Source organism: Psychromonas arctica, from assembly GCF_038155225.1.
In the GTDB taxonomy this organism is placed as follows: domain Bacteria; phylum Pseudomonadota; class Gammaproteobacteria; order Enterobacterales; family Psychromonadaceae; genus Psychromonas; species Psychromonas arctica_B.
Genome location: NZ_JBAKBA010000006.1, coordinates 63456 through 86461, shown reverse-complemented (window position 1 = coordinate 86461; position 23006 = coordinate 63456). Strand labels below are relative to the sequence as shown.

Sequence of the window (23006 nt, the reverse complement as noted above, 5' to 3'; positions counted from 1 at the left end):
TTGTCGGGTAAACTCTCTAGTCATCATTCTCTAGTAATATTTACCTATTAAACATGCTAATTGGATAAAACACATGCCTCAGAACTATACACCTACTGTTAAAGACTGGTTTTCTCTGCTGTTACTGATTTTTCTGTGGGGCACGTCATTTATGTTTACTGCTGTCTCACTGCAAAGCTTTAGCCCTGTTGCTATCGTCTCTCTTAGAGTCTTGATTGCTGCTGTTATTCTAACGCTCTTTATGTATGCCAAGGGGTGGCGTTTGCCTGTAAAGCCGTTGGCTTGGGCGGTATTTTTACTGCTGGGTGTTATGGGTAACTTGTTGCCATTTCTGCTTATCTCAACGGGTCAGAAAGATATTAGCTCGGGTATTACGGGATTGTTGATGGCATTTATGCCGTTGGCGACAATGATTTTGGCACATTATTTTGTATCAGGAGAAAGCCTCAATCGCTTTAAAATATTCGGTTTTGTGTTAGGTATTACTGGCGTGGTGATTGTGCTTTGGCCGTCGTTAGTCGGAGCTCACAGTAACTTACTGAGTGGTTTATTGATTTTACTCGCTACTTTTAGTTATGCGATCAATGCCATTTTGGTGAGGCGATTGCCTTCCTATAATCCTGTTGTAACAGCAGCAGGCGTGATGATTATTTCGAGTATCGTTATAGTGCCATTTTGGCTGTGGCAAGATTTACCGTGGCAACAAAGTTACTCTTTAAAAGCCTCGTTATCGATGTTGTGGTTAGGTGTCGGGCCGACTGCGTTTGCTACCATTCTTTTGTTTGCCGTTATCGGCACGGCAGGTCCTACGTTTCTTTCGTATATTAATTACGTGATTCCTATCGTGGCGTATTTTACTGGTGCGCTTCTTTTGGGCGAAGCCATTGAATGGCAAAGCCTAGGGGCGATGTTATTAATAATTTTAGGGATAGCGTTAACGCGTAAGCGGGTTGCTGGTTGAATAAAGTGTCTGTTAGCTTTGCTTGGCTTTTTACTGAATATATATAATATAAAGTAGTTAAAGCTGTGGATACTCATACATTGAAGTTAATAATATCAATTAGTTAATGATTTAAGCGAGGCTAAATGAGGCTACGACTTCTCTGCCGTTGAGCTTTCCCAAATCATGAATACCTTTCAGCAGCTCACTAGCGGCAAGCAGGACGTTTGCTGTAAGTTCATTCGACACAGAGATGTGCCGTATGAACGGGGGCGTTGAGAAAGCTTATTTTAAAAGTATGGGCATTGTTTGGATAGAAAGTGACTCGGTGCCAGTCTCTTTGCACCCTTGTAGGTATCAGGTTCTCTGCTGGCAGAGAGAAAGTAAAGTCGCCGATAGGGCGAAACACAAAGCCGGAAATATCAACATAACCTCGATGAGCAAATACGAACCAAAATTAAAAATAGAATGCCCAATGCTTAAGGCATTAACTTTAGGATCCCTTTCCCATCAATACCCAAATAAATATACCCATCATTACCTTGAATCACATTTCTTACTCTACCGACGTTAGCCAATAATTTAGTTTGTTTAACTACATTTTCGTTATCTATTTCCAGTAACACTAAATGCCCAAACTTCATTGAACCGAGTAATATTTTACCTTGCCATTGCGGGTATTTGTTACTGCTAATATACGCCATGCCGGAAGGCGCAATGGAAGGATCCCAATATAACTTAGGTTGCTCCATGCCTTCTTTCTCAGTGATGTCGGTGTAGTCCGTACCAATATAATTCACGCCATAACCGATAACAGGCCAGCCATAATTTTTCCCTGACTCAATCAAGTTAACTTCATCACCACCTCTTGGGCCATGTTCATGTGACCAAACTTGGTTGCGATCAGCGAGTGTAATTAATCCTTGAGGGTTACGATGTCCATAGGAATAAATTGCTTTTTTAGCGTTAGCTTGCTGATAAAAAGGATTTGAGGTTGGGATACTACCATCAAGGTTTAATTTGTAAATTTTACCGCCATCCAATGATAAATTTTGCGGGTTTTTATCGCGTTGTCCACGATCGCCAATTGAAAAGTAAACAAACTCATCAGTGACAGCAATGCGGCTACCATAATGATTTCCTCGGGTTGAATCGCCTTCACCAAGATATAATGTTTTCTGGTCAACCAATTGATTGTTGTCAACATCTAACTTCGCACGCATTAAGGCAGTGTTGCTGCCTGTTTCATTTTCACTCGCATAAGTGAAATAGATAAGCTGATTTTTTGAAAACTCAGGGTGTAATGCAATATCTAATAAACCGCCTTGTCCATTCTGATGTATTTTAGGCAAACCTGTTATTTCAATTGAGGGTTTACCTTCAGTTAATAACCATAACTTGCCTGAACGCTCCGTTGCTAACATTTTACCATTAGGTAATTGAACCATCCCCCAAGGAATCGTTATGTCTGGCCAGATTGTTTCTGTTTTGTAAGGTGTTTTATCTTCATTGATAGGAAGAGGGGACATTGCCTGACTTGAAGTCGCTAACAGGCTGAGGGAAATGAAGAGGAGTTGCTGCCAATATTTCATCGTTTATCCTTTTATACGAGAGCCGGCTGTCACTAAGATGTTGTTTAATATTAATGGTTATATTTTAGTCACTTCCATTATGCAATCTAGAAATAAGTTTACAAGTTTGATTTGGATATTTCATACAGGTTTGGTTGTGTTTAATGCCAATTAAGCTCGTCTGCGCTCGTGTCATGATTTTGATCGGTATTAACAGTATTAACAGTATTAACAGTATTTGCGGTATTGTTGGCGACTTTACTTTCTCTTTACCAACAGAGAAGACTTATATCCGTAGGAAATCAAAGAGGCTGGTTTCAACGTTTTTTAATCTATTACTTTTTAACTTAAGTAATGACTACCTTCTTAACGTACCGCCATATCTATGTTGCGCGCTTAACTCGCATTGCATCCTTGTCTTACCTTGCTAAAAGCAATCATTGATTCAGAAAAACTCAACAACACGTTTATGGAAGCTAACAGGTAGCGCGAAAAGGCAACACCAATTTGAGTATGCTTATTTGTTTGGTTCAGTTGGTATTATAATAAAACCAGGCTTAATACAAATATCTGAGGCCACAAAAAATGACAGGGCACCGTGGTTATCATGGAGGGTAAGGGGTGGCATACTAATGGTATTGATTCTGGTTTTGACAATGTTTCGGTAATAAAATGTCCTCCTTACTCATCAGGGTTGAATCCTATAGATCAAGTTTGGAGTTGGATACAGCAGCATCATTTAGCGGTAATCAGTATAGTTGATGAAGTTGTCACACATGGAATAGATTTGTTAGCGATAATAAAAGGATGATAAATGTGTGCACAGAGATTGAATTAATCTGATTAATCAACTTTTAAAATGGGTGTTCGAGGTGCGTCTATTTCAATAATTTCGGATAAAATAAGCAGAATTTTTTGAGAGTTTAACCTCTTTGTGGCTTTAAGCTAAAATGCTTTTAGCTCTTCTTTTTGATAATGACCTATCCTTAATATGATTAAGTTAATGATAGGCAATTACACAAATTTTGCGACAAGGTCACAGCGGTTAAGCTCAATAAAATTAATTTTAAGCTTGTGACCCTCATTTTATACCTGTTATTTATTAGGCTATAACACAGGCTTAAATCTTCATGGATTGAGGAATAAGACCATCAATGAAAGGGAGTTTACGAAGAGCAAATGCACCATTGCCTTGCAGCGCGACAATAACCGCAAGCACAAATAAAAGCGCAGGATATTCCCAACCGCCACCTGCACTGCTAAATGTCCATCCATTCCCACTATGGACCCACACTGCGCCTAACAAAATTGGCATACTTAATAATGCGCTTAGGCGCGAATAAGCGCCAAGTAATAAAGCGGTTCCACCAGCAAACTCTCCGAAGAGTGTTAAATATATAAAAATTGCAGGAATTCCTACACTTTCAAAATAACTAACTGCACCGGGGATAGTAAAAACTAACACCTTAAGCAAGCCATGCGCAATTAATACAACTCCCAGAGAGACTCGCGCAATTGTTGCGCCATAATTTTGTGTTGCTGTATTCATTATCGTTAACCCTCTTATATAATTCATTAAATTAATATTGTTAAACTAACCTAATTTTATTAGGTCATTATTCATAAAATATATGATGTATTTTGCTACTTTATAGGCTTTCCTCGATCGCAAAATACTCTTTGTATTGCGTTCATCATCTATTATAAAAAGAAAAATATGACCCTATATTTCATTGTTATGTTTTTTGGATTCAGATCATAAGTACATAACTTTAAATTAGTTAATTAATTTAAAATCAAATGCACCATCTGATTGCGTCGAAAATATGCACACACTCTCAGCTAAACACTCACTAACATGAGGTACATTGGCTGGAATAAACCAAGTAGACCCAGCAGGTAAAATGACCTGTGTTTCGGGTTTATTAGGTTCATAATGTCTTGCAAAACCTTTTATAACCATAACTGTATAACTATGCGAATGAGTGTGAACAACTGTTTTATTACCGGGAGAAAGTTTAAGTAATTTGAGATGGACTCCTTTAGTAAAATCATCTTTCACATTAGCAACTGCTCTGCTGCCAGGAAGCTCTATCCATTTTGTTTCATTAAACAATGTATATGTTATTTTTGGTGTATCATTTTCAGCTGCAATGACGGTAGTTATCGTCACGCCTAATGTTGTACAAAAAGACATGGCATAAAATAGGGGTTTCAGGTGCAGAGAAAGTATTTTATTTATTATTTTTAGCATAAAATCCCTTTCACTCTGTTTATGTGTCAATGAATTAAAACCACTGACACATTGCACTTGTTTTGTAGTTTAAAATAAGAAAACGTTAACTCTTTTTAAGAACTTCTAGATGCCCAAGACCCAGTGTTTGCATTACAGTATTCTGAATAGGTGCTACCGCCGCATTAATAGCCTCTGAACCAAAACTATTACCTACAACAGTACGAGCTGGACGTTGACCATCTGGAGTCTTAATTAACTCAACAATTGCTTCGGCAATATCATGTGGTTTAGGTGCATCAGCTGCTTCGAACATTGACATAAAGCTTGAAAACATAGCCCCTGGAATTTCACCAACATCGCCATAACTTTCTACACAGTCGGTATTTAAAGGTTGTTGTGCACTACCATACATATCAGTTGGATAGGCACTAGGCTGTACTAACGCAACATCCACACCAAACTGTGAAACCTCATAACGAAGGCTATCTGTTAATGCTTCAACGGCATATTTACTGGCACCATAAATGCCAAAAAATGGAAAAGTAACTCTACCTAAAATAGAACCCACATTAATAATTAGGCCTTTTTTATTTTCACGCATCATCGGTAACACTGACCGAATGACACGATGCACACCAAATACATTCACATCAAATAATGCAACCATTTGTTCGGTTGAAAAAGCTTCCGTCACCCCTGCAGAAGCAATACCTGCATTATTAATAAGCACATCGATATGGCCAGCTTGGTCTTTTACTATTTGTATTGCTTGCTCTATTGATTGCTCATTTATCACGTCAAGCTCAACAACATAGGCACCAGCAGCTGTTAATTTTTGAGCGTGCACACTATTTTTACCTAAAGGATCACGCATAGAAGCAAATACTTTATATCCTTCTCCAATAAGTGATAACGCAGTATCGTGACCAAAGCCTGTAGAGGCACCTGTAATTAAAATTATTTTAGACATAAAAACTCCTACTCAAACATATTTAAAATGCACAAAAGTTCAATGGCCTAGGGGGATGGCAATCTAGAGCATGAAATGACTTGATACATATCGAGCAGTTATAATCACATGTTCAAATAAAACAAAAAACAGTATTCTAATCATAAGATTTGTGAATATAATGCACAAATGAATAACATATCAAACATACAATTGTTCGTTAACGTTGTTGAGGAAGGAAGTTTCTCTGCTGTCGCTCGCTCTATGGAAGTGACACCATCTGCGGTATCTCGTCAAATATCTCAGTTAGAAAAAGAACTAGGCGCTCGTTTATTTCAACGTACAACGCGTAAGCAAAGCCTCACCGAAGCCGGAGATATTTATTTTCAGCATGCGAAACGATTAGTTGATGATATAGAAGTGGCTAAATTTGCCGTCAAAAAACTAGTTGATAAACCTTCTGGTCGGTTGCGAATAACGGCAGAAGCTGATTTTGCGTTAACATTTATCGAGCCTATTTTACCTGAGTTTCTGCTGTTATATCCTGAAATACAAATCAGCATAAATATGAACTCTGCTCAACTTGATTTAATTGATGAAAACCTTGATTTGGCATTACGGATAGGTCATTTAGATAATTCTAGTTTAACCGCTCGTAAGTTGGGTGATAGTCAATCTGTGATTTGTGCAAGTCCTAATTATCTTTTAAAGCATGGACAACCAACACACCCTCATGATTTACAAACACACAACTGCCTTTCATTTAACACTAAGATAAGTAATAACCGTTGGCGTTTTGAAATGGCTAACCATCCTATAGAAGTGTCAATCAAAGGGTCTTTAAGCGTTAATAGTTTGAGTTTCTTACGTAAAGCCGCATTGAAAGATGTCGGAATAATAATGATTCCAAAATGGATGGTGCATGATGAGTTATTACAAGAAACTCTAACGCCAATACTCGAAAAATTTTCAATCATGCAACCTAGTACGCCCATTAATGCCATTTTTACAAATAAGCGACAATTAGCACCCAAAACAAGAGCATTTATCGATTTTTTAACACAGCGTCTGGCTAAGGGGTAAACATGTGTTATCAAGTCGAGAGTTAACATTCAAATTATTGGCATTATTAGATTCGCCTAAGGATTTACTTTTATTGGCATAGTCATTTTATCTTTGCCTTTATTTTTGTTTAAGAGCCAATATACAAAAATGAATGCGGGTATATTCATTAACAGCCCGTACATTAAAGGAATGGCCGCTAGTGCAGGTTGATGCATGATAGTGAATGCAATCATCATCGCGGTACCTGCATTTTGCACACCCACTTCTATCGCAATAGTTTTTCTATCGGTTTCGTTAACATTCAACTTGCCTGCAATAAAATAGGCAATGATTAACGCTAAAATACATAACGTCATGACAGCAATACCCTGCAAAGAAAGCATCGCAGGAATGATAGTTAAGTTTGTCAAAACAAGGGCCGTAACCACCAGTAACATCGCAATAGTTGATCCCTTTTTAATCAAAGGAATAACAGACTGTGCCCATTGATCGGCAAAATGACGAATGCTCATACCAATAACAGTCGGTAGTAAGGTGACGATAGCGAGTTGTTTCATTGCTGGTAATAAAGGTAAATTAAACTGCTGACTATCTGCGTTTCCGCTGTAATGGATAAAACCAACAAACGCGATCGGTAAAATAAATGGCGATAACATGCTCACGACACTGGTTAAGCAGACACTTAAAGCGAGATTACCTTTAGCAATAAATGAAAATAAGTTTGAGGTCGCACCGCCGGGGCATAATGCCAATAAAAAAAGCCCAGCTGCAGCAGTTTGATTAAGTGCAAAAACCTTAATAATAAACAGTGCCAGTATCGGCAGTAAAAGCAGTTGTAATAAAAAACCAATCATCGCGACTTTAGGCGCTTTTAGTACCGCTTTAAAATCTTTAATTTGTAAACTTAACCCCATTCCCAACATCACGAGGCCTAGCACAACAGGTAACATAACTTGAGCAACAGTTTGAGCGATAATTGGTGTCATAAATTCCCTTAATTTTCGTAGCTTAGGAACAACTTGATGATATTTATTTTATCGGGAGTTTGGGTTTGTGGCTTTGATATGGCGCATTATTTATTGTTTTTAAGGGGAGGGTATTTTTGAAGTAAATTTTTAATTGGAAAGGAAAAGATAAAAGCTAACTTCATATTTACATTATAACGTGCGAAAAACATCATGTTTTGACTTCGGGGCGCATGGCGAATTAGGCAAAGCCTAGTTTCATGAGCGGAGGCGCTCTGTGAGCCCTGTTTTCAGCTTTCTAAAGGCGCTCATTGACTCAGGAAACTATACAAGGGGAGATGTTACCACATTGAGGACGGTTTAATTTTAACTAATTGATATTGCTTAATTCAATGAGCGTGTATCCAGATCTTTGTTTACGATATATTATCAATCAATAAGTCTATTTTGAGGAAGGTGAGTAACATGCCTAATATAAGTGAGAAAGAAATAATTACAGCTATAAAAGCTAAACACTACTCTGCTCTTACTTTTTTAGAGGAGTCACGTGGGGCTTCTGAAAATGAATGGTACTTAGGTTTCTATTATTTTATTCAAGACCTTAAACAAGAAAATACCCAAACTACCTTCAATGAAATTGTTTCAAAATATGGCAATGAGTCATCTGCATACTGCTACTTGGGAGATACTGCCAGTAAAATCTATAGTGAAATACTCAATGAACACATCCCAACTTGTTTCTATAAAAAATCAGTAGAATTGGATAATGGAAATATCGATGCCCATTGGGGATTATACAATAAAGATCATAATATGAATTCTTGGTTTGATGTATTGGAATTTCACTACAAAAAATGTCAATACGATAATGTCATAGACATTATAGATAACACCTATATTACTTTTCAAAATACAAAAGACTTATTAGCGATACAATGGAGGCTTATAAAAAAAATAGTAATGGATGACAACGTTACATGTAAATCAAAAATACTTATTTTAGCGCATTTCCATCTTGATGAAATTGATGAAGGCTTAACTCTGGTTAATTCAATGGATAAAATTAGTTACGATATTATTCAGCCATATGCAGAGAAAGGCTTGGTTGATAAAGAGAAGGTAATATCTAATATTTATCCATTTCAAGTACATGATTTTTGCAAAAATGATCATAAAAGCATTTATCAAAAACATTTGAAAGAAAATTTCATGACAAGAGAATCAATTATCAAGTTTGCATTTCAGGCCAAAGAATTTGATGATGTAATTACTCATTATGACGAAGCCCCCGAAAACGATATATTATTCAGACATAGTTTCAGCGCTCGTATTTATTATTTATTAGCTAAGTTAAAATTAAATGATGAACTAGATGAAGAAATATTACAGTTTACTCACAAAAAAAGTGATTCTTTAGAAGGTGAAAACAACTCTCTTTATAAAGTATTAAAATTTAAATTAAAAACTAAAGAATTAGAAGATCGTTTTAAAAGTGGTCAGTCATTACAAGACTTAATAGATTTTTTTGATACCTATATTCAAGCTAAAAATATTATTGATAGCCCAGAGTTAATGACGTATTTCCAATACTCAACACTAAAAGAAGAACTTAAGGCTATTAAAGATCAGTGGAATCAATCTTATTATCAGAATGAATTTGAAAAAAGGAAGAATAAAAAGCTTGGTTTAACTTTATTGGATCAAGATTTACTTGGTTTTTATAACTTAGCAATAAAGGCTGAAGCATACGATTACGTAATAGATAACATTGTTGCTCACCACAAAAAAAATATACCCACGATGGCCTCACATAACATACTTGGTGTTTGTTATGAAAGAAAAGAGCAATTATCGTTAGCATTTGAGCAATACAAATGTGCTCTAAATTTAATGCTCTCATCTGAGGAAAAAGATCATGTCATTATTGGAAACTATATTTCCGCTGGAAAAAAACTGTCTGATATAAATATTTCAGAGGAAGATTTTGTGAAACTAAAGCAAATATTCAATACTGCGATAACCAATCAATTTCAATGGAATACATTTACAGCAGATGGAGGAAAGCATTTATTTAAATATTCCTATTTTAATATGAACACCCTTGATGCTTTAACAAATCAATACTTTTACTTATCAAGCAGAGAGCAATTAAATGACCCTATAGAATTACCTATGTTAAATAAAGTAGGCGAAGGACAGCTTATTGACTCAAACTATCGTACATTCTCTCTATCTCACAATATAAACTCCATGCTGATGTGGTCTCATTATGCTGAAGAGCATCAAGGAATAATGATTGAATATTGGTTTGGTGGTGAGCTTCCGGAGGGCGTTGGGATAGAGAAAATTTCCTACACTGAAGAATTAAAACGAAATGAAGAACAAGATTTATTTATATTCAATCAATTTCTACTAACCAAAAATAAGGGGTGGGAGTATGAGCGTGAAGTTAGATTATTCTCAAATAATACTAACAAAATATATTTCGAAAAATTTGATTATCCTAATCACGATAGAAATAAAATTAACGCAGAAATAACTAGTATTACTTTAGGCTGTAAATTCCCAGAAAATAAAAAGGAATTAATTACAAACATAATTACTAAAATAAATAATGATAAAAGAAAATCAGAGCAAAAAATATCACTCAAAGAAGCTTATATAAGTGAAGATGACAAATTTGCAATCAAATATCGGGAAATTGATATTTAATCTCAAATAAAGAAGAGTCGGCTACAGTATGAAACTAAAGTTAATAAAATTCATATAATCCAACGTGAGCGCCTAAGCCCATTGCTTTTCGAACACAAAAAATACCAGCAAGCTGAAAACAGGACTCGCAGAGCTTCTCCGCTCATGAAACTAGGCTTTGCCTAACTCGCCATGCGCCCCGAAGTCAAAAAACGAATGTCAATGTGGCTACATCAATTCCTTGTTCTTCTGAATCAATCATTGCCTTTAGCAAGGTCAGGCTGGGAGCGATTTATGCGATAGCATATTAATACGCTCGGCTTAGCAAAGTTGTAGACATCCATAATCTGTAACTTCTTCTTTTAACTTACTTTGGGTAGTTACCATTTTACTTAATTCGGTTAATCAAGCCGCTGCGTAAACGATGTGTTTGATTGCCTTTATCCGACCTTTAAAGCAACTTATCACTTTTGCTTTATCTTTTTCATTCATAAAGCTGTTTTCTATTGTTGTTATGACCAAGTCACAATGCTTTTCTGAGCATGCTTCGTCTAGTATTTTCTTAATTAGCTTATCGACAAAGCCAATGTCTTTACCAAATAAGATGAAATCGTAACTTGTTTGCGTGTTTAATTTTAGCAAACATATTGAATTGCTCCGGCGATGTTTTGTAGATATAGGTTGCGGTCTTTTTAACGATACTGAATTCGTCGTTACTGATACAAACAGAAAGTTTGAGTTGGTAACCTGAAATCTCTTATTATCAATGTTTCTCCCGCAATGTTCACCGTCCTTTCTTGTGTGGTGAAGGTAAATACACTGACAAGCTTTTGAGGATACTGAAAACGCTTAAGGCTCAAATTGAATGATTGTTTTCCTGCTAAGGTTAAATATAATGATTTACTTAATTAATCTGAACAGAAGCGAATAATATGATACCCATGGGAAGTGTTGTGACTGCGTGCATGATCGTCGGTTTAATTGTTGCCTTACCACCAATAGCAAAGGGTTGTCCAAAACCTATTCGCCTTAGTATTGGCGGTATTTTGCTCGCCGCGGGTCTATGGAATATATTGTGGTATGCGAGCCAACATATTACAGAGTTTTGGGGGCTTGCTGCCTTTTGTTCTGGTGTGTTAATGGTGATTACTTCAACCTATATTATTAAAGTAAGCTGGCTACCGTTGTTTTTGCAACGTGCAAAGCCTGTAGTGTTATTAATGTTATTAGGCTTTGCGGCACTCTATGCGACAACGATATATCGTCTATAAGCTGTTATTTATAAGCTGTCATTTTGAAATCTGTTAAATATTGGGTGATAAAGGTTTAATCAATTATCACTAACTTTAAACTTCAAGCTATCTTTTAGAAATACTGTTTAGTATCGCTTTGAGGTAGTTTTTTATAATTCAGCCATTTACCAAGCCTCAAATATCCCACATCATCATATCTTTCAAATCGGAATCCGTATAATCAACCGTGTGTCATGGCGTCATGATTTTAGTCGTTCCTCACCACTAGCCTAAGCCATTATCTACAAATGCTTGAGTGAGTTGTTGATAAAGCACATCGACACTAGGTCGTGTATTAATATGCTCAAACAAGGTGGTGTGAACCTGTGCTTTTATTCGCTCTTTTTTATCGCACAATTGATAACACAGGTTAATGGGTTTAATTATTTCTTCTAGCACTGCATCAATGAGAATACAGGCTTGTGCGAGTATAATTTTACCACCTCCTTTTTTTAAAATAATACGCTGTGCAGTCCCTACGATTTTACGCCCATTAATATTGAGATTAAAATCACCGTCACAGTACGAAAACTCTGTGGCATGCGTTTCACTGTTTAATCCATATAGGCTAAAAAAGTCTTTTAATACTTGGCATAAGTTTTCATATGCTTGAGTAATAGAGTAGGGCGTAGCATCGTCCCAAACATACAAGTGCGATAAGTTAACGATACCTTCGCATTGTGGGACAGGAGCGCCACCTGTTTTACGTGACAGTAATCTCCAGTCATCTTTTTGTAAGGCTGTCTTTAATAAGGTAGATTCGGGCCATTTTTTATTAGCAGGAAATACAATCGTGGGTGTTTTTGTTTGCCATAATATAAGGCATTTAGATATTTCATTCGCTTGTATTTGTGTAATGATGGCGGTCTCTTTTTCAAATACATTAGCCACAGATACGCTTGTATAACGTAATAATTTATTTTGATTTTTAACCATAACCACCTCCCAGATTTAAATCACATTTAACGATACTAAATAATATAAAGAGCAGGTTAAATTATCATAAATACTGAAATCTGAATACAGATAAGCGTTGAGTGGTTTTAAGTTTCAAGCTATCTCTTGTAATGATTATCTTCATTTAAAAAGACTTTGGAAATATTGATAAAAACCTTTGGGATCAGGAATGGCGTTTCATCTTAAAGTGCTGAGTACTTATACGAACTCAATCATATTAATTCATTAATGATTAAATCTAAGTTCAATATTGCTACAACTATCTACCGAAGTTCTCTACTGGTTTAGATAAAGTAAAGTCACTAATAGATCCAAGGAGCGTAGGCGAGCCAAGCAAATAAAAAGTAAAGCAAATAAAAAAGTAAAACCAATGTTAACTCAGGTTTAATGAAACGATTACAATTAGCACTGAACTCTCCAACATATCGCGGTAAGATAGTAAACATTAATACTTATCTCTATGAACGATTATCTTTATGAACACCCATCTCTATAAACGCAGGTATAAAACATTATGACAAATCGACTGCCTCAGAAAAAAAACTCGACTGTATCTGCTATACCTACTACATCAACGTCTAAAGTCGCTACGTTAGGTGAGCTTGCTAAGTTGGCAAATTATTCGCTTATGGACACGCTCAACTGTGATCCCGATGCGACAGAGAACGGGGTTGATTACGCACCACGACAAGTCTTCTCGGGTCATTATGTTCCAATTACCCCAACCCCGATTAAAGACCCAGAATATGTTGCGCACAGTAATGCATTTTTTGCTGAGCTTGGTTTAGCCGACTCGATGGCCGAATCTGCCCATTTCATGCGCATGTTCACCGGTGATACTTCTCAGGTGCCAGCACCGATGCGTAAGATTGGTTGGGCGACAGGTTACGCACTTTCCATCTACGGGACTGAATTCACTCATCAATGCCCGTTTCAGACTGGTAACGGATATGGGGATGGTCGTGCTATTTCAGTGCTTGAGGCGGTTATCAACGGTCAACGCTGGGAAATGCAGTTAAAAGGCGGTGGCCGAACACCTTATTGCCGCGGGGCGGATGGTCGTGCTGTTTTACGATCTAGCATTCGTGAGTTCTTAGCTCAAGAGCACATGCACGCGCTTGATGTTTCTACATCACGGTCGTTGAGTTTGTACGTTTCCAAAACTGAAACGGTAAAGCGTTACTGGTATACGGAGGGGTCTCGTTCGGAGAATCCGGATATGATGAGTGCTGAAGCGGTCGCTATCTCGACACGCGTTGCGCCTTCATTTATTCGCGTTGGTCAAATTGAGCTTTTTGCTCGCCGTGCTCGTGAAGATGGTCAATTTGAAGATCAGCTTGATGAACAAGTTCACGCGATGCAAGAGCTGGAAAAAATAGTGTTGCACTTGATTGATCGTGAATACGCTGACGTTATCGATAGCCAGCTCAGTACACCTGAAAAAGTAGTGATATTGGCGCGCGAGTTTCGTGGACGCCTGACATCACTAATAGCGAATTGGATCCGCGTTGGCTTTTGCCAAGGTAACTTTAATAGTGATAATTGTGCTGCTGGTGGTTTTACGCTTGATTATGGCCCATTTGGTTTTTGTGATGTGTTTAACCCGTATTATCAACCTTGGACGGGCGGTGGTAATCATTATTCGTTTTTGAATCAACCTAAAGCTGCGCAAAGTAATTTCGAGTCTTTTTGTTCGGCGTTACGACCGTTATTAGCGGATCATAAAGATCATTTACTAGCACTCGACGAGATTCAACGTGAATTTTCGACCGTGATGGACTCGGAAATGCAAAGTATGTGGGCTGCCAAGTTGGGTCTTAGCACGTTAAACCCAACGGCTCACAAGGTATTGTTTAACGAGCTACTCACTCTAATGATGCAAACACCTGTCGATTATACAATTTTCTTTCGGGAGCTATCGTCGATACCTGACGACATTCGTCCATTGAAAAAAAGCTTTTACAATAGTTCAAGTCAGGCAAACGAGTCAGATTCTCATCAAAGGGACACACGTTGGATAGAATGGTTTGCAACATGGAAAGCACTTCTTAATAGTGACTGTGAGGAAAATGGTAGCAACCTTGAAGAAGCCGCTAAGCAAATGAAGTTGGTTAATCCAAAATACATTTTACGAGAGTGGTTTGTTAAACCTGCTTATCAACAAGCAACAGAGGGTAATTACGCTTTAATTCGAGAGTTGCAAGATGTGATGAACCAACCTTATGCAGAGCAGTCTCAAGAAGTGGAAGATAAATACTATCGATTGAAACCACTTGAGTTCTTTAAGGTCGGGGGCGTATCTCATCTTAGCTGTTCGTCGTAATTTTTTATGTTTAATATAAAATGTCTACAGCTGACTACCGTTGAGCTTTCTCAAGCAATTAACGTATTTGAGTAATATCAAATAGGGTAGTTAAAGCTAGTGCACGGATGCACGTCAGAAACGGTACGTTAAAAGTGAGTGGATTACTTGGATGAGAAAGTGAGTCGGTGACGGCTTTCTTTGAGTTCTTTGTTGTTCAAAGACGGAAAAGTCATTCACTGAACGCGTCCGAGCTTATTAATTTCGAATATAACAAAGCTCTGTAAGCTAATAAAAACAAGGCTCGCAGAGCTTCTCAGCTTAAAACTAGGCTTGGCCTAATTCGCCATGCTCTCCAAACCTAAACCAAATTAACTTCAATCTTCTTAACATTTTCATCCTGCTTTATTTACACTTAAAACCCGTTTATTAGTTATTTTCATGTTAATTTGAAAATCAATCATTTTTATTCATAATAAATTTAACGTATAAAATACACACTGCTTTATAACGTTGGGCAATATTAACGTGAGTGCTTAATTCGACGTCATCGATATAAATAAGACTGATGATTAGAAAATCCTGAAAGAACAGGGAGTGTGCAGATTTTATGATTGAGAATTGGAGCTAATTACCATGAACACAGATTTTACCTTTACGATTAAGAGCACAGGTTTAGATGAGCATTATCAACCTGCTGGCAATACACGAGCGACAACCAACTTTGCTAATTTAGCGCGTGGGGAGAACCGTCAACAGAATCTACGTAATGCATTAAAGATGATCGATAATCGATTTAATGCATTAGCTCATTGGGATAACCCGAAGGGCGACCGTTATTCTGTGGAGCTTGAGATTATCTCTGTTGAAATGGACATTGAGAGTAGCGGTCAAACGTTTCCTTCTATTGAAGTGTTAAAAACGAGTATTGTTGACCATCAAACTAATCAACGTATTGAAGGCATTGTTGGTAATAACTTCTCGTCTTATATTCGTGATTATGACTTTAGTATTTTGTTGTCTGAGCATAATAAGGGACAACCATCATTTAGCATCCCAGAACACTTTGGTGAGTTGCATGGAAAGTTATTTCAGTCTTTCTTGAATTCCTCTGCTTATAAAACACATTTTAATAAATCGCCTGTTATCTGTTTGAGTGTCGCGGAGACTAAAATTTATCAACGCATTGCTAACCAACATCCGGTGTTAGGGGGTGAATACCAGCCGAATGCGTCTTCTTTAACAGAGCAATATTTTAAAAAGATGGGCTTGCAGGTACGTTATTTTATGCCGCCTAATAGTGCTGCGCCCTTGGCTTTTTATTTCGTTGGCGATTTGTTGAATGATTACACCAACCTTGAACTGATCAGCACTATCAGCACCATGGAGACGTTTCAGAAAATCTATCGACCTGAAATTTATAATGCGAATGCAGTGGCAGGGCAAACTTATCAACCGAATTTGAAGAACTTAGATTATTCATTAACGCATATTGTGTATGACCGAGAGGAACGTAATCGTTTAGGCATTGAGCAGGGCAAGTTTGCTGAAACGCACTTTATCAAACCCTACCAAGCTATGTTTGATAATTGGTCGGCCAGCTATAAACAACAACCTTGTTTAGCCTAACAAAACGAAAACGTTAAACGAACAAAGCTAAACAATACTTAGATTCAAAGAATAAAAACCAAATAATAAAAGCTAAATACCTAATATAGGAAGCAATTGATCATGAAAAAATTATTACCAACCTCTACAGCAGGCAGTTTGCCTAAACCGTCTTGGTTAGCAGAATCTGAAACATTATGGTCTCCATGGAAATTACAAGATCAGGCATTAGTGGATGGCAAAAAAGACGCATTATGTGTGTCATTACACGAGCAACAACAAGCCGGCATAGATATTGTCAGCGATGGTGAGCAGACTCGCCAACATTTTGTGACAACCTTTATTGAGCATCTTAATGGTGTGGATTTTGAAAATCGTAAAATCGTTAAAATTCGTGACCGTTATGATGCGAGCGTACCGACAGTCGTTGGCCCTGTGAGTCGACAAAAACCAGTGTTTGTTGAAGCTGCGAAGTTTTTACGTCAACAAACGGATCAACCAATCAAATGGGCGTTGCCAGGTCCAATGACCATGATAGATACGCTGTATGATGACCATTATAAAAGTCGTGAAAAACTCGCTTGGGAATTTGCAATTATTCTGAATCAAGAAGCGAAAGAATTAGAGGCCGCTGGCGTTGATATTATTCAATTTGACGAACCTGCTTTTAACGTGTTTTTTGATGATGTGAATAAATGGGGAATTGCTTGTTTAGAAAGAGCAATTGAAGGGCTTAAATGCGAAACTGCAGTGCATATTTGTTATGGTTATGGCATTAAAGCCAATACAGATTGGAAAAAGACCTTAGGCAACGAGTGGCGTCAATACGAAGAAGCTTTCCCTAAATTGCAAGCCTCTAATATTGATATTATTTCGTTAGAATGTCACAACTCTCATGTACCGATGGAACTACTTGAGCTTATTCGCGGTAAGAAAGTAATGGTAGGTGCAATTGATGTGGCAACCAATACGATAGAAACGCCAGAAGAAGTGGCGAATACATTACGAGAAGCCCTTAAATATGTTGATGCAGATAAGCTTTACCCATGTACTAACTGCGGCATGGCTCCTTTATCGCGTGAAGTAGCAAGAGGGAAGTTAAAAGCACTGAGTGATGGTGCTGCTATCGTTCGAAAAGAGCTTTCGGTCTAGTCTACAATGGTACCTCATTAGTTAAAAATATGTCGTCCTGTTAACTTTGTTGATTGAGTACTTTTAGTTTTATACTTTCAATTTTTAAGAAAATTAATAGGGTTATCGATTACAGGAGCCGTTGTGGCTATCACTTATAATTATACCCGTTACTTTGTTCAGTCGTTAACTTTCAAGCTAACGACTCTGAGCAAGTGGTGAAGCAAACATCTTCGTTGTTAGAAAGTATCTGAAATTGGACTCGCAAAATATAAATCAACACAAAAAAGATCTGCAAGCTGAAGCATGCGCTTCGAAGTCACAAACAACACATTAAAAGCTTCTGGCTTTCTGCAAATATTATCAGCCTGTGACTTTGGGGCGCTGGCTTTAGTCTGCAGAGGGTGATGTGTTGCTTTCGACTTGTTGCTACAAGTTTATGAGCTTTTGATTATGGGGCGCTGGCTTTAGCCTGCGGAGGAGTATATGTTGCTTTTTCTCTTTAACTAACCTCAATTATGGATAAGAAAAACGATACAACACCGCTATTTCCGCGGATTTCTGCGTTAAATTATCTATCAATAGTCAGTTATTTTTTAAATAATTCGCCTGAACTACGCAAAACTAACGACACTGCATAATAAAAAATATAACATGATGATTGTAAATATAATTCCAATTTCATTAACTAAAATGGAGGTTATTTTACCTTAATGATCTCATTGAATACGTTCGTTGTTAGCCAAGAGATATTTTAACACAGTTGAATAAACGAACTTTATAGGGAAGTGAAATGAAGTTAGAGCAAGTAATTGAAGTTAACAAATATCCTATTAACGATGCTGATTTTCAGCAAAAGTGTAAGGCTATTTTAGATAGAGATGGAGCTTTAGTGTTGCCGAATTTCTTGTCTGAGATAGCGCTTAAACAAGCCATTGAAGAGGGGAAGGCTAAACAAAATCTCGCTTATTATTCAAAAGAAGGGCATAACGTTTACCTTAAACCTTCCGATGCTGATTTTCCTGTAGAGCATCCTCGTAACAGACAGGTATCGTCTTCTAAAGGTTGTATTACTGACGATCAAATAGGAGATTCATCTCCCTTAAGAACACTTTATAATTCTACTGATTTTCGTGCTTTTCTCGCTACCGTATTAGGTGAAGAAAAGCTTTATAACTATACCGATCCTTTGTCCTCTATTAACCTGCATTATGCCAGCGAAGGACAGGAGCTAGGTTGGCACTTTGATGAATCATCTTTTGCGACTACTTTATTGTTACAAAGCCCAGAAGGTGGTGGAGTGTTTGAATATATAGAAAATATGCGTGATGCGGATATCGGCGAAATGAATTATGACGGCGTTGCTGAAGTATTAGATGGCAAACGACAGAGTAAAGTATTAGAAGCCAGTGCAAGTACGTTAGTGATGTTTCGTGGGCGTAATGCCATGCATCGAGTCACGCCAACACAGGGGGATATTACTCGTATGCTGGTGGTACTCGCTTATAACTCTCAGCCTGATGTTACATTATCTGAATCAGCACGTATGACATTTTATGGACGAGTTTAACATTAATGTAATAAACCTACTCCCCTTTTTGATAAATAGTATTGGTATTACGTTTTAACTTGAGCGATAAATAAAGGCTGTTTCATTAATACTTTATCGTCATTATTATTTGAGCTACCACTACCACTCTCATCACCACCTTAAAATATCTAAAAGGAGTTGATATGAAAAAAACATTATTATTGTTAGCGGTTACATAAAGTTTAGCGGCTTGTACTCATGAATCGCATACACAGCATGAAGCCAGTAATGCTAAAGATATTACTAATGTCATTTTCACCAGTAGTGCAACTAATTGTGCTGAATATACTAATGAGTATCGCTCTCAGGTTAAAGATATCAATGAAGATACGGTTTACTCTGGACATTTAAAAATAGCACTAGAAAATGAACAATGTATTTTTTATAGCAATACGATTCCTAATCATGATTTTAATGATGGAAATAGAACATTTCGTAATTCTGTTTCTGAGCAAGATCAGGCTTATACAATTCCACAGTACCATAAAAGTTAATTATTAGGCTTTGTAGATAGTGAAGAGATCAAGCTAATCTCTTCACTATTATTTCAAACGAAAGCTTTTATAAGCTTTCTGTAAATGTACGTGTTAATACATCTTGTTGTTGCTCTGGTGTTAGTGAGTTAAAGCGTACTGCATAACCTGATACACGTATTGTTAACTGTGGGTACTTCTCAGGGTGTTTTACAGCATCTTCTAATGTTTCACGACGTAACACGTTCACATTTAAGTGTTGACCACCTTCTTGTGCTTTTGGCGCTTCAATCGCTACTTCTTTATATTTAATTTCACCGAGTTCAGCTAAAGAAATAACTTGATCTTCAGCGTATGCATTGTCTTTCACACATAAACAACGCGCCTGTGCATTTTCTTCATCTAATAACCAAAACGAGTTTAATAACGCTGCGTTATTTGATTCAGTAATTTGAATACCTAAAGCCATAATATTTCCTTAATTCTTGTATTAGCAATACGGTTTAGTCATACATAAACCGTTTAATAAAGCATGCAATAAATAATATCTAATGCTGCTGGTTAATTAATCTACTTATGATTATAGGGCCGCTTATGTGTGATGTACAATACTAATCACTTACTTTTACAGTGGTTTATTTGTGTTTATATTGAGCAATATCAAAGCAAGTTTGTAACTGGTTGTTTTTTAGTAATATTGTTTTGTTGCTCAAATGTAAAAAATAAAGTTTATATTTAACAATTGCTTATGTGGTATATTTTGTTTTTGATAATTACTAAATGGTAGATGGTTATGTCCTGGTTTGATTTTATAGAAAAGCAACAGCAACAAAGTTATTTTAAACAATTACAGTTGTTCATCGACCAAGAAGAAACAGCAGGAAAAACTATATTTCCATCCCTTAAAAATCGTTTTACTGCTTTTTCGTTAACTGAATTAAAAGACGTTAAAGTGGTCATTTTAGGACAAGACCCTTATCACGGTGATGGCCAAGCACATGGGCTGAGCTTTTCTGTACAAGAAGGCATAAAATTACCGCCTTCATTACGTAACATCTATAAAGAACTCGCTGATGATCTACAGTGGACAACCTTACCGGAAAGTGGTGATTTAAGTGATTGGGCGAAGCAGGGGGTATTATTGTTGAATACCGTATTAACGGTTGAGAAGTCTAATGCAGGAAGCCATGCAAAAAAAGGTTGGGAGCAGTTTACTGATAATGTTATTCAACATATTAACGAGCAAACAGAAGGTGTTGTATTTTTATTGTGGGGCAGTTACGCGATCAAGAAGTCACAGATGATTGATCAATCTAAACATTATATTTTGACTGCTGTACATCCTTCGCCATTGTCTGCATATCGTGGTTTTTTTGGTTGTAAGCACTTTTCAAAAACCAATCAATTACTCTCAGAGCAAGATAAACAAGTAATTAACTGGTAATTGATTGATTTTTAGCGTGTTCATATTTATTTCCTTAACCGCTAATGCTTAATGACTGTTTATTGATTTTGCGCAGGAGTTGAGCAAGATATTTGAGATATCATCTGTTATTAATTATTAGCAATGCTTCTTCTTTTATTAATAGATGGGAATTCACATGCTTAATCGTATTCATAAAGACCATAAAAATATTATGCAGTTGTTGCAGGTGATGGACAACCATATTGTGTCATTAAAATTAGATAAAGAAATTGATTACCAACTGCTAAAATCTATTACTGATTACCTTAAGCATTATTCAGATAAATACCATCATCCGATGGAGAATTTGATTTATGCTTATTATTTAAAATATAGAGTGGTGACTGATCAAGTTGCCAATCGTTTGGAAGATGATCATAAACAATTAAAAATCCTCACCACAGAATTAGACGACATGATAAACATGATTCTGTTGGATGCGATTATACCTAAAGAAGTGTTTATAGAAAAAATGGAAGGGTTTGTGAGTAAACAAAAACAACATTTAAACTATGAAGAAGCTGAAATTCTACCTGCCATTCAAAGCAGTTTAACAGAAGATGATTGGGCTCACTTGATTTTACAATGGAAGCATAAAGAATACGTCGATCCATTGTTTGGTGAGAGTATTAGCGATCAATTCAAAGCATTAGCCTTACACATTAAAGTTAGTTAATACGCTAAAAAAACGATGCTGTTGTCTTACAATTGCATTGTATTTAATCGAGGTGACTAGATGCTTTTTAGTTGATTACACCTAGCTTTTTTATTTAACAATAACAGCATAATAAAGCTTTTCTTATTTTAAAAAACTGTCACTATGCGATCTCACACCTTTCGAGATATCAAGAGTAGTTAACGCAATAAAATAATTGTTTAACGTTAATTATTTCCCATCAAAGATTCCAGTGTTTATCAGTCTAAATTGGACCTTTATCTTTTTAGATTGAGCATGACTTCTACCAAGACGATTAATAACAAAACTAATTTACATGTCATTTTTATTAAGTCGGTTTTATTAATTAAGCTTTATCAATTAACTAGATCATTAAGAAAGGACTTTACTTTGCTAGCGTTAAAAAATGTCTATGAGTTTACTGGCAATAACTCAAATGATGATTCCTTGTTTGCACTTATCGCAGAAGGTATTGATAAGCGTGGGTACAGTATTATGCCAACGGCGTTACCTGAAGCATTAACACATTCTTTATTTACGCATCAGCAATTGATGGAAGCTGATAAATTTAAAAGTGCAGGTATTGGTAGAGGTAAGGAGTACCTACAAAATGAATTCGTTCGAACTGATGCTATTAGTTGGATAACCGGAGAAAGCCAAGCAGGACAAGATTGGTTAACTTGGGTAGCAGGATTACAGACTTATTTAAATCGACGTTTATTTTTAGGCTTATTTTCATTTGAAAGTCACTTTGCTCATTATAGTCCTGGTGACTATTACAAACGTCATTATGATGCTTTTAAAGGTGAGTCTAATCGGGTGTTATCTGTGGTTGTTTATTTTAATAGTCATTGGTTACCTAGTGATGGTGGAGAGTTGGTGTTATATAAAAGTGACCATGATAAAGAAGGGATTAAAGTGGTGCCGTTAATGGGCACGATTGTGACATTTTTAAGTGAAGAATTTCCACATCAAGTATTAGCAGCAAACCGCGATCGTTATTCTATAGCAGGGTGGTTTCGAGTTAATACGTCGGTCACTGATCGTGTTGATCCACCGCGCTAACTTTTATTATGTCGCGCCGTTACTCATAA

At 36.7% G+C, this 23006-nt stretch carries 19 protein-coding genes; 12 read left to right on the top strand and 7 right to left on the bottom strand.

Features of this window, described 5'->3' with window-relative positions:
• The first annotated feature begins 73 nt into the window (after positions 1–73).
• Positions 74–961: a DMT family transporter gene (locus V6255_RS04280; protein WP_341627022.1), complete on the top strand. Its 888-nt coding sequence runs from the start codon at positions 74–76 to the stop codon at positions 959–961.
• Positions 962–1419: 458 nt separating this feature from the next.
• On the opposite strand, the gene V6255_RS04275 is transcribed toward V6255_RS04280, so the two are convergent.
• Positions 1420–2532, bottom strand: a complete 1113-nt coding sequence (locus V6255_RS04275; RefSeq protein ID WP_341627021.1) for a PQQ-dependent sugar dehydrogenase — start codon at positions 2530–2532, stop codon at positions 1420–1422.
• Positions 2533–3118: 586 nt separating this feature from the next.
• Between V6255_RS04275 and V6255_RS04270 the strand changes: the two genes are divergently transcribed.
• A complete protein-coding gene (locus V6255_RS04270) occupies positions 3119–3322 on the top strand; it encodes a hypothetical protein (protein WP_341627020.1) in 204 nt (67 codons plus the stop codon).
• A 309-nt stretch (positions 3323–3631) separates the two neighbouring features.
• On the opposite strand, the gene V6255_RS04265 is transcribed toward V6255_RS04270, so the two are convergent.
• The 3 genes from V6255_RS04265 to V6255_RS04255 form a co-directional block, all read right to left on the bottom strand.
• Positions 3632–4060: a DoxX family protein gene (locus tag V6255_RS04265; RefSeq protein WP_341627019.1), complete on the bottom strand. Its 429-nt coding sequence runs from the start codon at positions 4058–4060 to the stop codon at positions 3632–3634.
• Positions 4061–4288: 228 nt separating this feature from the next.
• Positions 4289–4765 carry a hypothetical protein gene (locus tag V6255_RS04260; RefSeq protein WP_341627018.1) on the bottom strand — a complete coding sequence of 159 codons (477 nt, stop codon included), beginning with the start codon at positions 4763–4765 and terminating at the stop codon, positions 4289–4291.
• An 85-nt stretch (positions 4766–4850) separates the two neighbouring features.
• Positions 4851–5717: an SDR family oxidoreductase gene (locus tag V6255_RS04255; RefSeq protein WP_341627017.1), complete on the bottom strand. Its 867-nt coding sequence runs from the start codon at positions 5715–5717 to the stop codon at positions 4851–4853.
• Between the two features lie 168 nt (positions 5718–5885).
• Between V6255_RS04255 and V6255_RS04250 the strand changes: the two genes are divergently transcribed.
• Positions 5886–6779 (top strand): LysR family transcriptional regulator, encoded by an 894-nt coding sequence (locus V6255_RS04250; protein WP_341627016.1) that lies wholly within the window; start codon positions 5886–5888, stop codon positions 6777–6779.
• 56 nt (positions 6780–6835) lie between these two features.
• Here V6255_RS04250 and V6255_RS04245 read toward each other — a convergent pair whose 3' ends face one another.
• On the bottom strand, positions 6836–7747 hold the full coding sequence (locus tag V6255_RS04245; protein ID WP_341627015.1) for a bile acid:sodium symporter family protein: 912 nt from the start codon (positions 7745–7747) through the stop codon (positions 6836–6838).
• A gap of 444 nt (positions 7748–8191) precedes the next feature.
• Between V6255_RS04245 and V6255_RS04240 the strand changes: the two genes are divergently transcribed.
• Positions 8192–10438, top strand: coding sequence for a DUF2971 domain-containing protein (locus tag V6255_RS04240; RefSeq protein WP_341627014.1), 2247 nt, complete (start codon positions 8192–8194; stop codon positions 10436–10438).
• A gap of 932 nt (positions 10439–11370) precedes the next feature.
• A complete protein-coding gene (locus tag V6255_RS04235) occupies positions 11371–11688 on the top strand; it encodes a hypothetical protein (RefSeq protein WP_341627013.1) in 318 nt (105 codons plus the stop codon).
• 246 nt (positions 11689–11934) lie between these two features.
• Here the strand turns inward: V6255_RS04235 and V6255_RS04230 are convergent, their stop codons facing one another.
• The gene (locus V6255_RS04230) at positions 11935–12645 is read right to left on the bottom strand and encodes a lipoate--protein ligase family protein (protein WP_341627012.1); all 711 of its coding nucleotides are present in this window, start codon (positions 12643–12645) and stop codon (positions 11935–11937) included.
• A gap of 535 nt (positions 12646–13180) precedes the next feature.
• Here V6255_RS04230 and V6255_RS04225 point away from each other — a divergent pair.
• From V6255_RS04225 to V6255_RS04210, 4 genes are all read left to right on the top strand, one after another.
• On the top strand, positions 13181–14989 hold the full coding sequence (locus V6255_RS04225) for a protein adenylyltransferase SelO (protein WP_341627011.1): 1809 nt from the start codon (positions 13181–13183) through the stop codon (positions 14987–14989).
• A gap of 615 nt (positions 14990–15604) precedes the next feature.
• Positions 15605–16597, top strand: coding sequence for a DUF1852 domain-containing protein (locus tag V6255_RS04220; RefSeq protein WP_341627010.1), 993 nt, complete (start codon positions 15605–15607; stop codon positions 16595–16597).
• 102 nt (positions 16598–16699) lie between these two features.
• Positions 16700–17728, top strand: coding sequence for a methionine synthase (locus V6255_RS04215; RefSeq protein ID WP_341627009.1), 1029 nt, complete (start codon positions 16700–16702; stop codon positions 17726–17728).
• 772 nt (positions 17729–18500) lie between these two features.
• Positions 18501–19277, top strand: a complete 777-nt coding sequence (locus tag V6255_RS04210) for a HalD/BesD family halogenase (RefSeq protein WP_341627008.1) — start codon at positions 18501–18503, stop codon at positions 19275–19277.
• A gap of 582 nt (positions 19278–19859) precedes the next feature.
• Here the strand turns inward: V6255_RS04210 and grcA are convergent.
• Positions 19860–20240: an autonomous glycyl radical cofactor GrcA gene (gene grcA / locus V6255_RS04205; RefSeq protein WP_341627007.1), complete on the bottom strand. Its 381-nt coding sequence runs from the start codon at positions 20238–20240 to the stop codon at positions 19860–19862.
• Positions 20241–20564: 324 nt separating this feature from the next.
• On the opposite strand from grcA, the gene ung reads away from it, so the two are divergent.
• The 3 genes from ung (at position 20565) to V6255_RS04190 (ending at position 22977) form a co-directional block, all read left to right on the top strand.
• On the top strand, positions 20565–21215 hold the full coding sequence (gene ung, locus V6255_RS04200; protein WP_341627006.1) for a uracil-DNA glycosylase: 651 nt from the start codon (positions 20565–20567) through the stop codon (positions 21213–21215).
• Between the two features lie 157 nt (positions 21216–21372).
• Entirely contained in the window at positions 21373–21912 is a 540-nt protein-coding gene (locus V6255_RS04195; protein ID WP_341627005.1) for a hemerythrin domain-containing protein, read from the top strand.
• A 390-nt stretch (positions 21913–22302) separates the two neighbouring features.
• Positions 22303–22977, top strand: coding sequence for a 2OG-Fe(II) oxygenase (locus V6255_RS04190; protein WP_341627004.1), 675 nt, complete (start codon positions 22303–22305; stop codon positions 22975–22977).
• Positions 22978–23006 lie beyond the last annotated feature (29 nt).

Excerpts from the sequence above, each read along its gene's own strand:
- V6255_RS04250 (WP_341627016.1), top strand. The coding sequence starts at position 5,886 with ATGAATAACATATCAAACATACAATTGTTCGTTAACGTTGTTGAGGAA.
- ung (WP_341627006.1), top strand. The coding sequence starts at position 20,565 with ATGTCCTGGTTTGATTTTATAGAAAAGCAACAGCAACAAAGTTATTTT.
- V6255_RS04275 (WP_341627021.1), bottom strand. The coding sequence starts at position 2,532 with ATGAAATATTGGCAGCAACTCCTCTTCATTTCCCTCAGCCTGTTAGCG.
- V6255_RS04255 (WP_341627017.1), bottom strand. The coding sequence starts at position 5,717 with ATGTCTAAAATAATTTTAATTACAGGTGCCTCTACAGGCTTTGGTCAC.
- V6255_RS04230 (WP_341627012.1), bottom strand. The coding sequence starts at position 12,645 with ATGGTTAAAAATCAAAATAAATTATTACGTTATACAAGCGTATCTGTG.
- V6255_RS04195 (WP_341627005.1), top strand. The coding sequence starts at position 21,373 with ATGCTTAATCGTATTCATAAAGACCATAAAAATATTATGCAGTTGTTG.
- V6255_RS04210 (WP_341627008.1), top strand. The coding sequence starts at position 18,501 with ATGAAGTTAGAGCAAGTAATTGAAGTTAACAAATATCCTATTAACGAT.
- V6255_RS04260 (WP_341627018.1), bottom strand. The coding sequence starts at position 4,765 with ATGCTAAAAATAATAAATAAAATACTTTCTCTGCACCTGAAACCCCTA.
- V6255_RS04220 (WP_341627010.1), top strand. The coding sequence starts at position 15,605 with ATGAACACAGATTTTACCTTTACGATTAAGAGCACAGGTTTAGATGAG.
- V6255_RS04225 (WP_341627011.1), top strand. The coding sequence starts at position 13,181 with ATGACAAATCGACTGCCTCAGAAAAAAAACTCGACTGTATCTGCTATA.
- V6255_RS04280 (WP_341627022.1), top strand. The coding sequence starts at position 74 with ATGCCTCAGAACTATACACCTACTGTTAAAGACTGGTTTTCTCTGCTG.
- V6255_RS04265 (WP_341627019.1), bottom strand. The coding sequence starts at position 4,060 with ATGAATACAGCAACACAAAATTATGGCGCAACAATTGCGCGAGTCTCT.
- V6255_RS04270 (WP_341627020.1), top strand. The coding sequence starts at position 3,119 with ATGGAGGGTAAGGGGTGGCATACTAATGGTATTGATTCTGGTTTTGAC.
- grcA (WP_341627007.1), bottom strand. The coding sequence starts at position 20,240 with ATGGCTTTAGGTATTCAAATTACTGAATCAAATAACGCAGCGTTATTA.
- V6255_RS04240 (WP_341627014.1), top strand. The coding sequence starts at position 8,192 with ATGCCTAATATAAGTGAGAAAGAAATAATTACAGCTATAAAAGCTAAA.
- V6255_RS04245 (WP_341627015.1), bottom strand. The coding sequence starts at position 7,747 with ATGACACCAATTATCGCTCAAACTGTTGCTCAAGTTATGTTACCTGTT.
- V6255_RS04215 (WP_341627009.1), top strand. The coding sequence starts at position 16,700 with ATGAAAAAATTATTACCAACCTCTACAGCAGGCAGTTTGCCTAAACCG.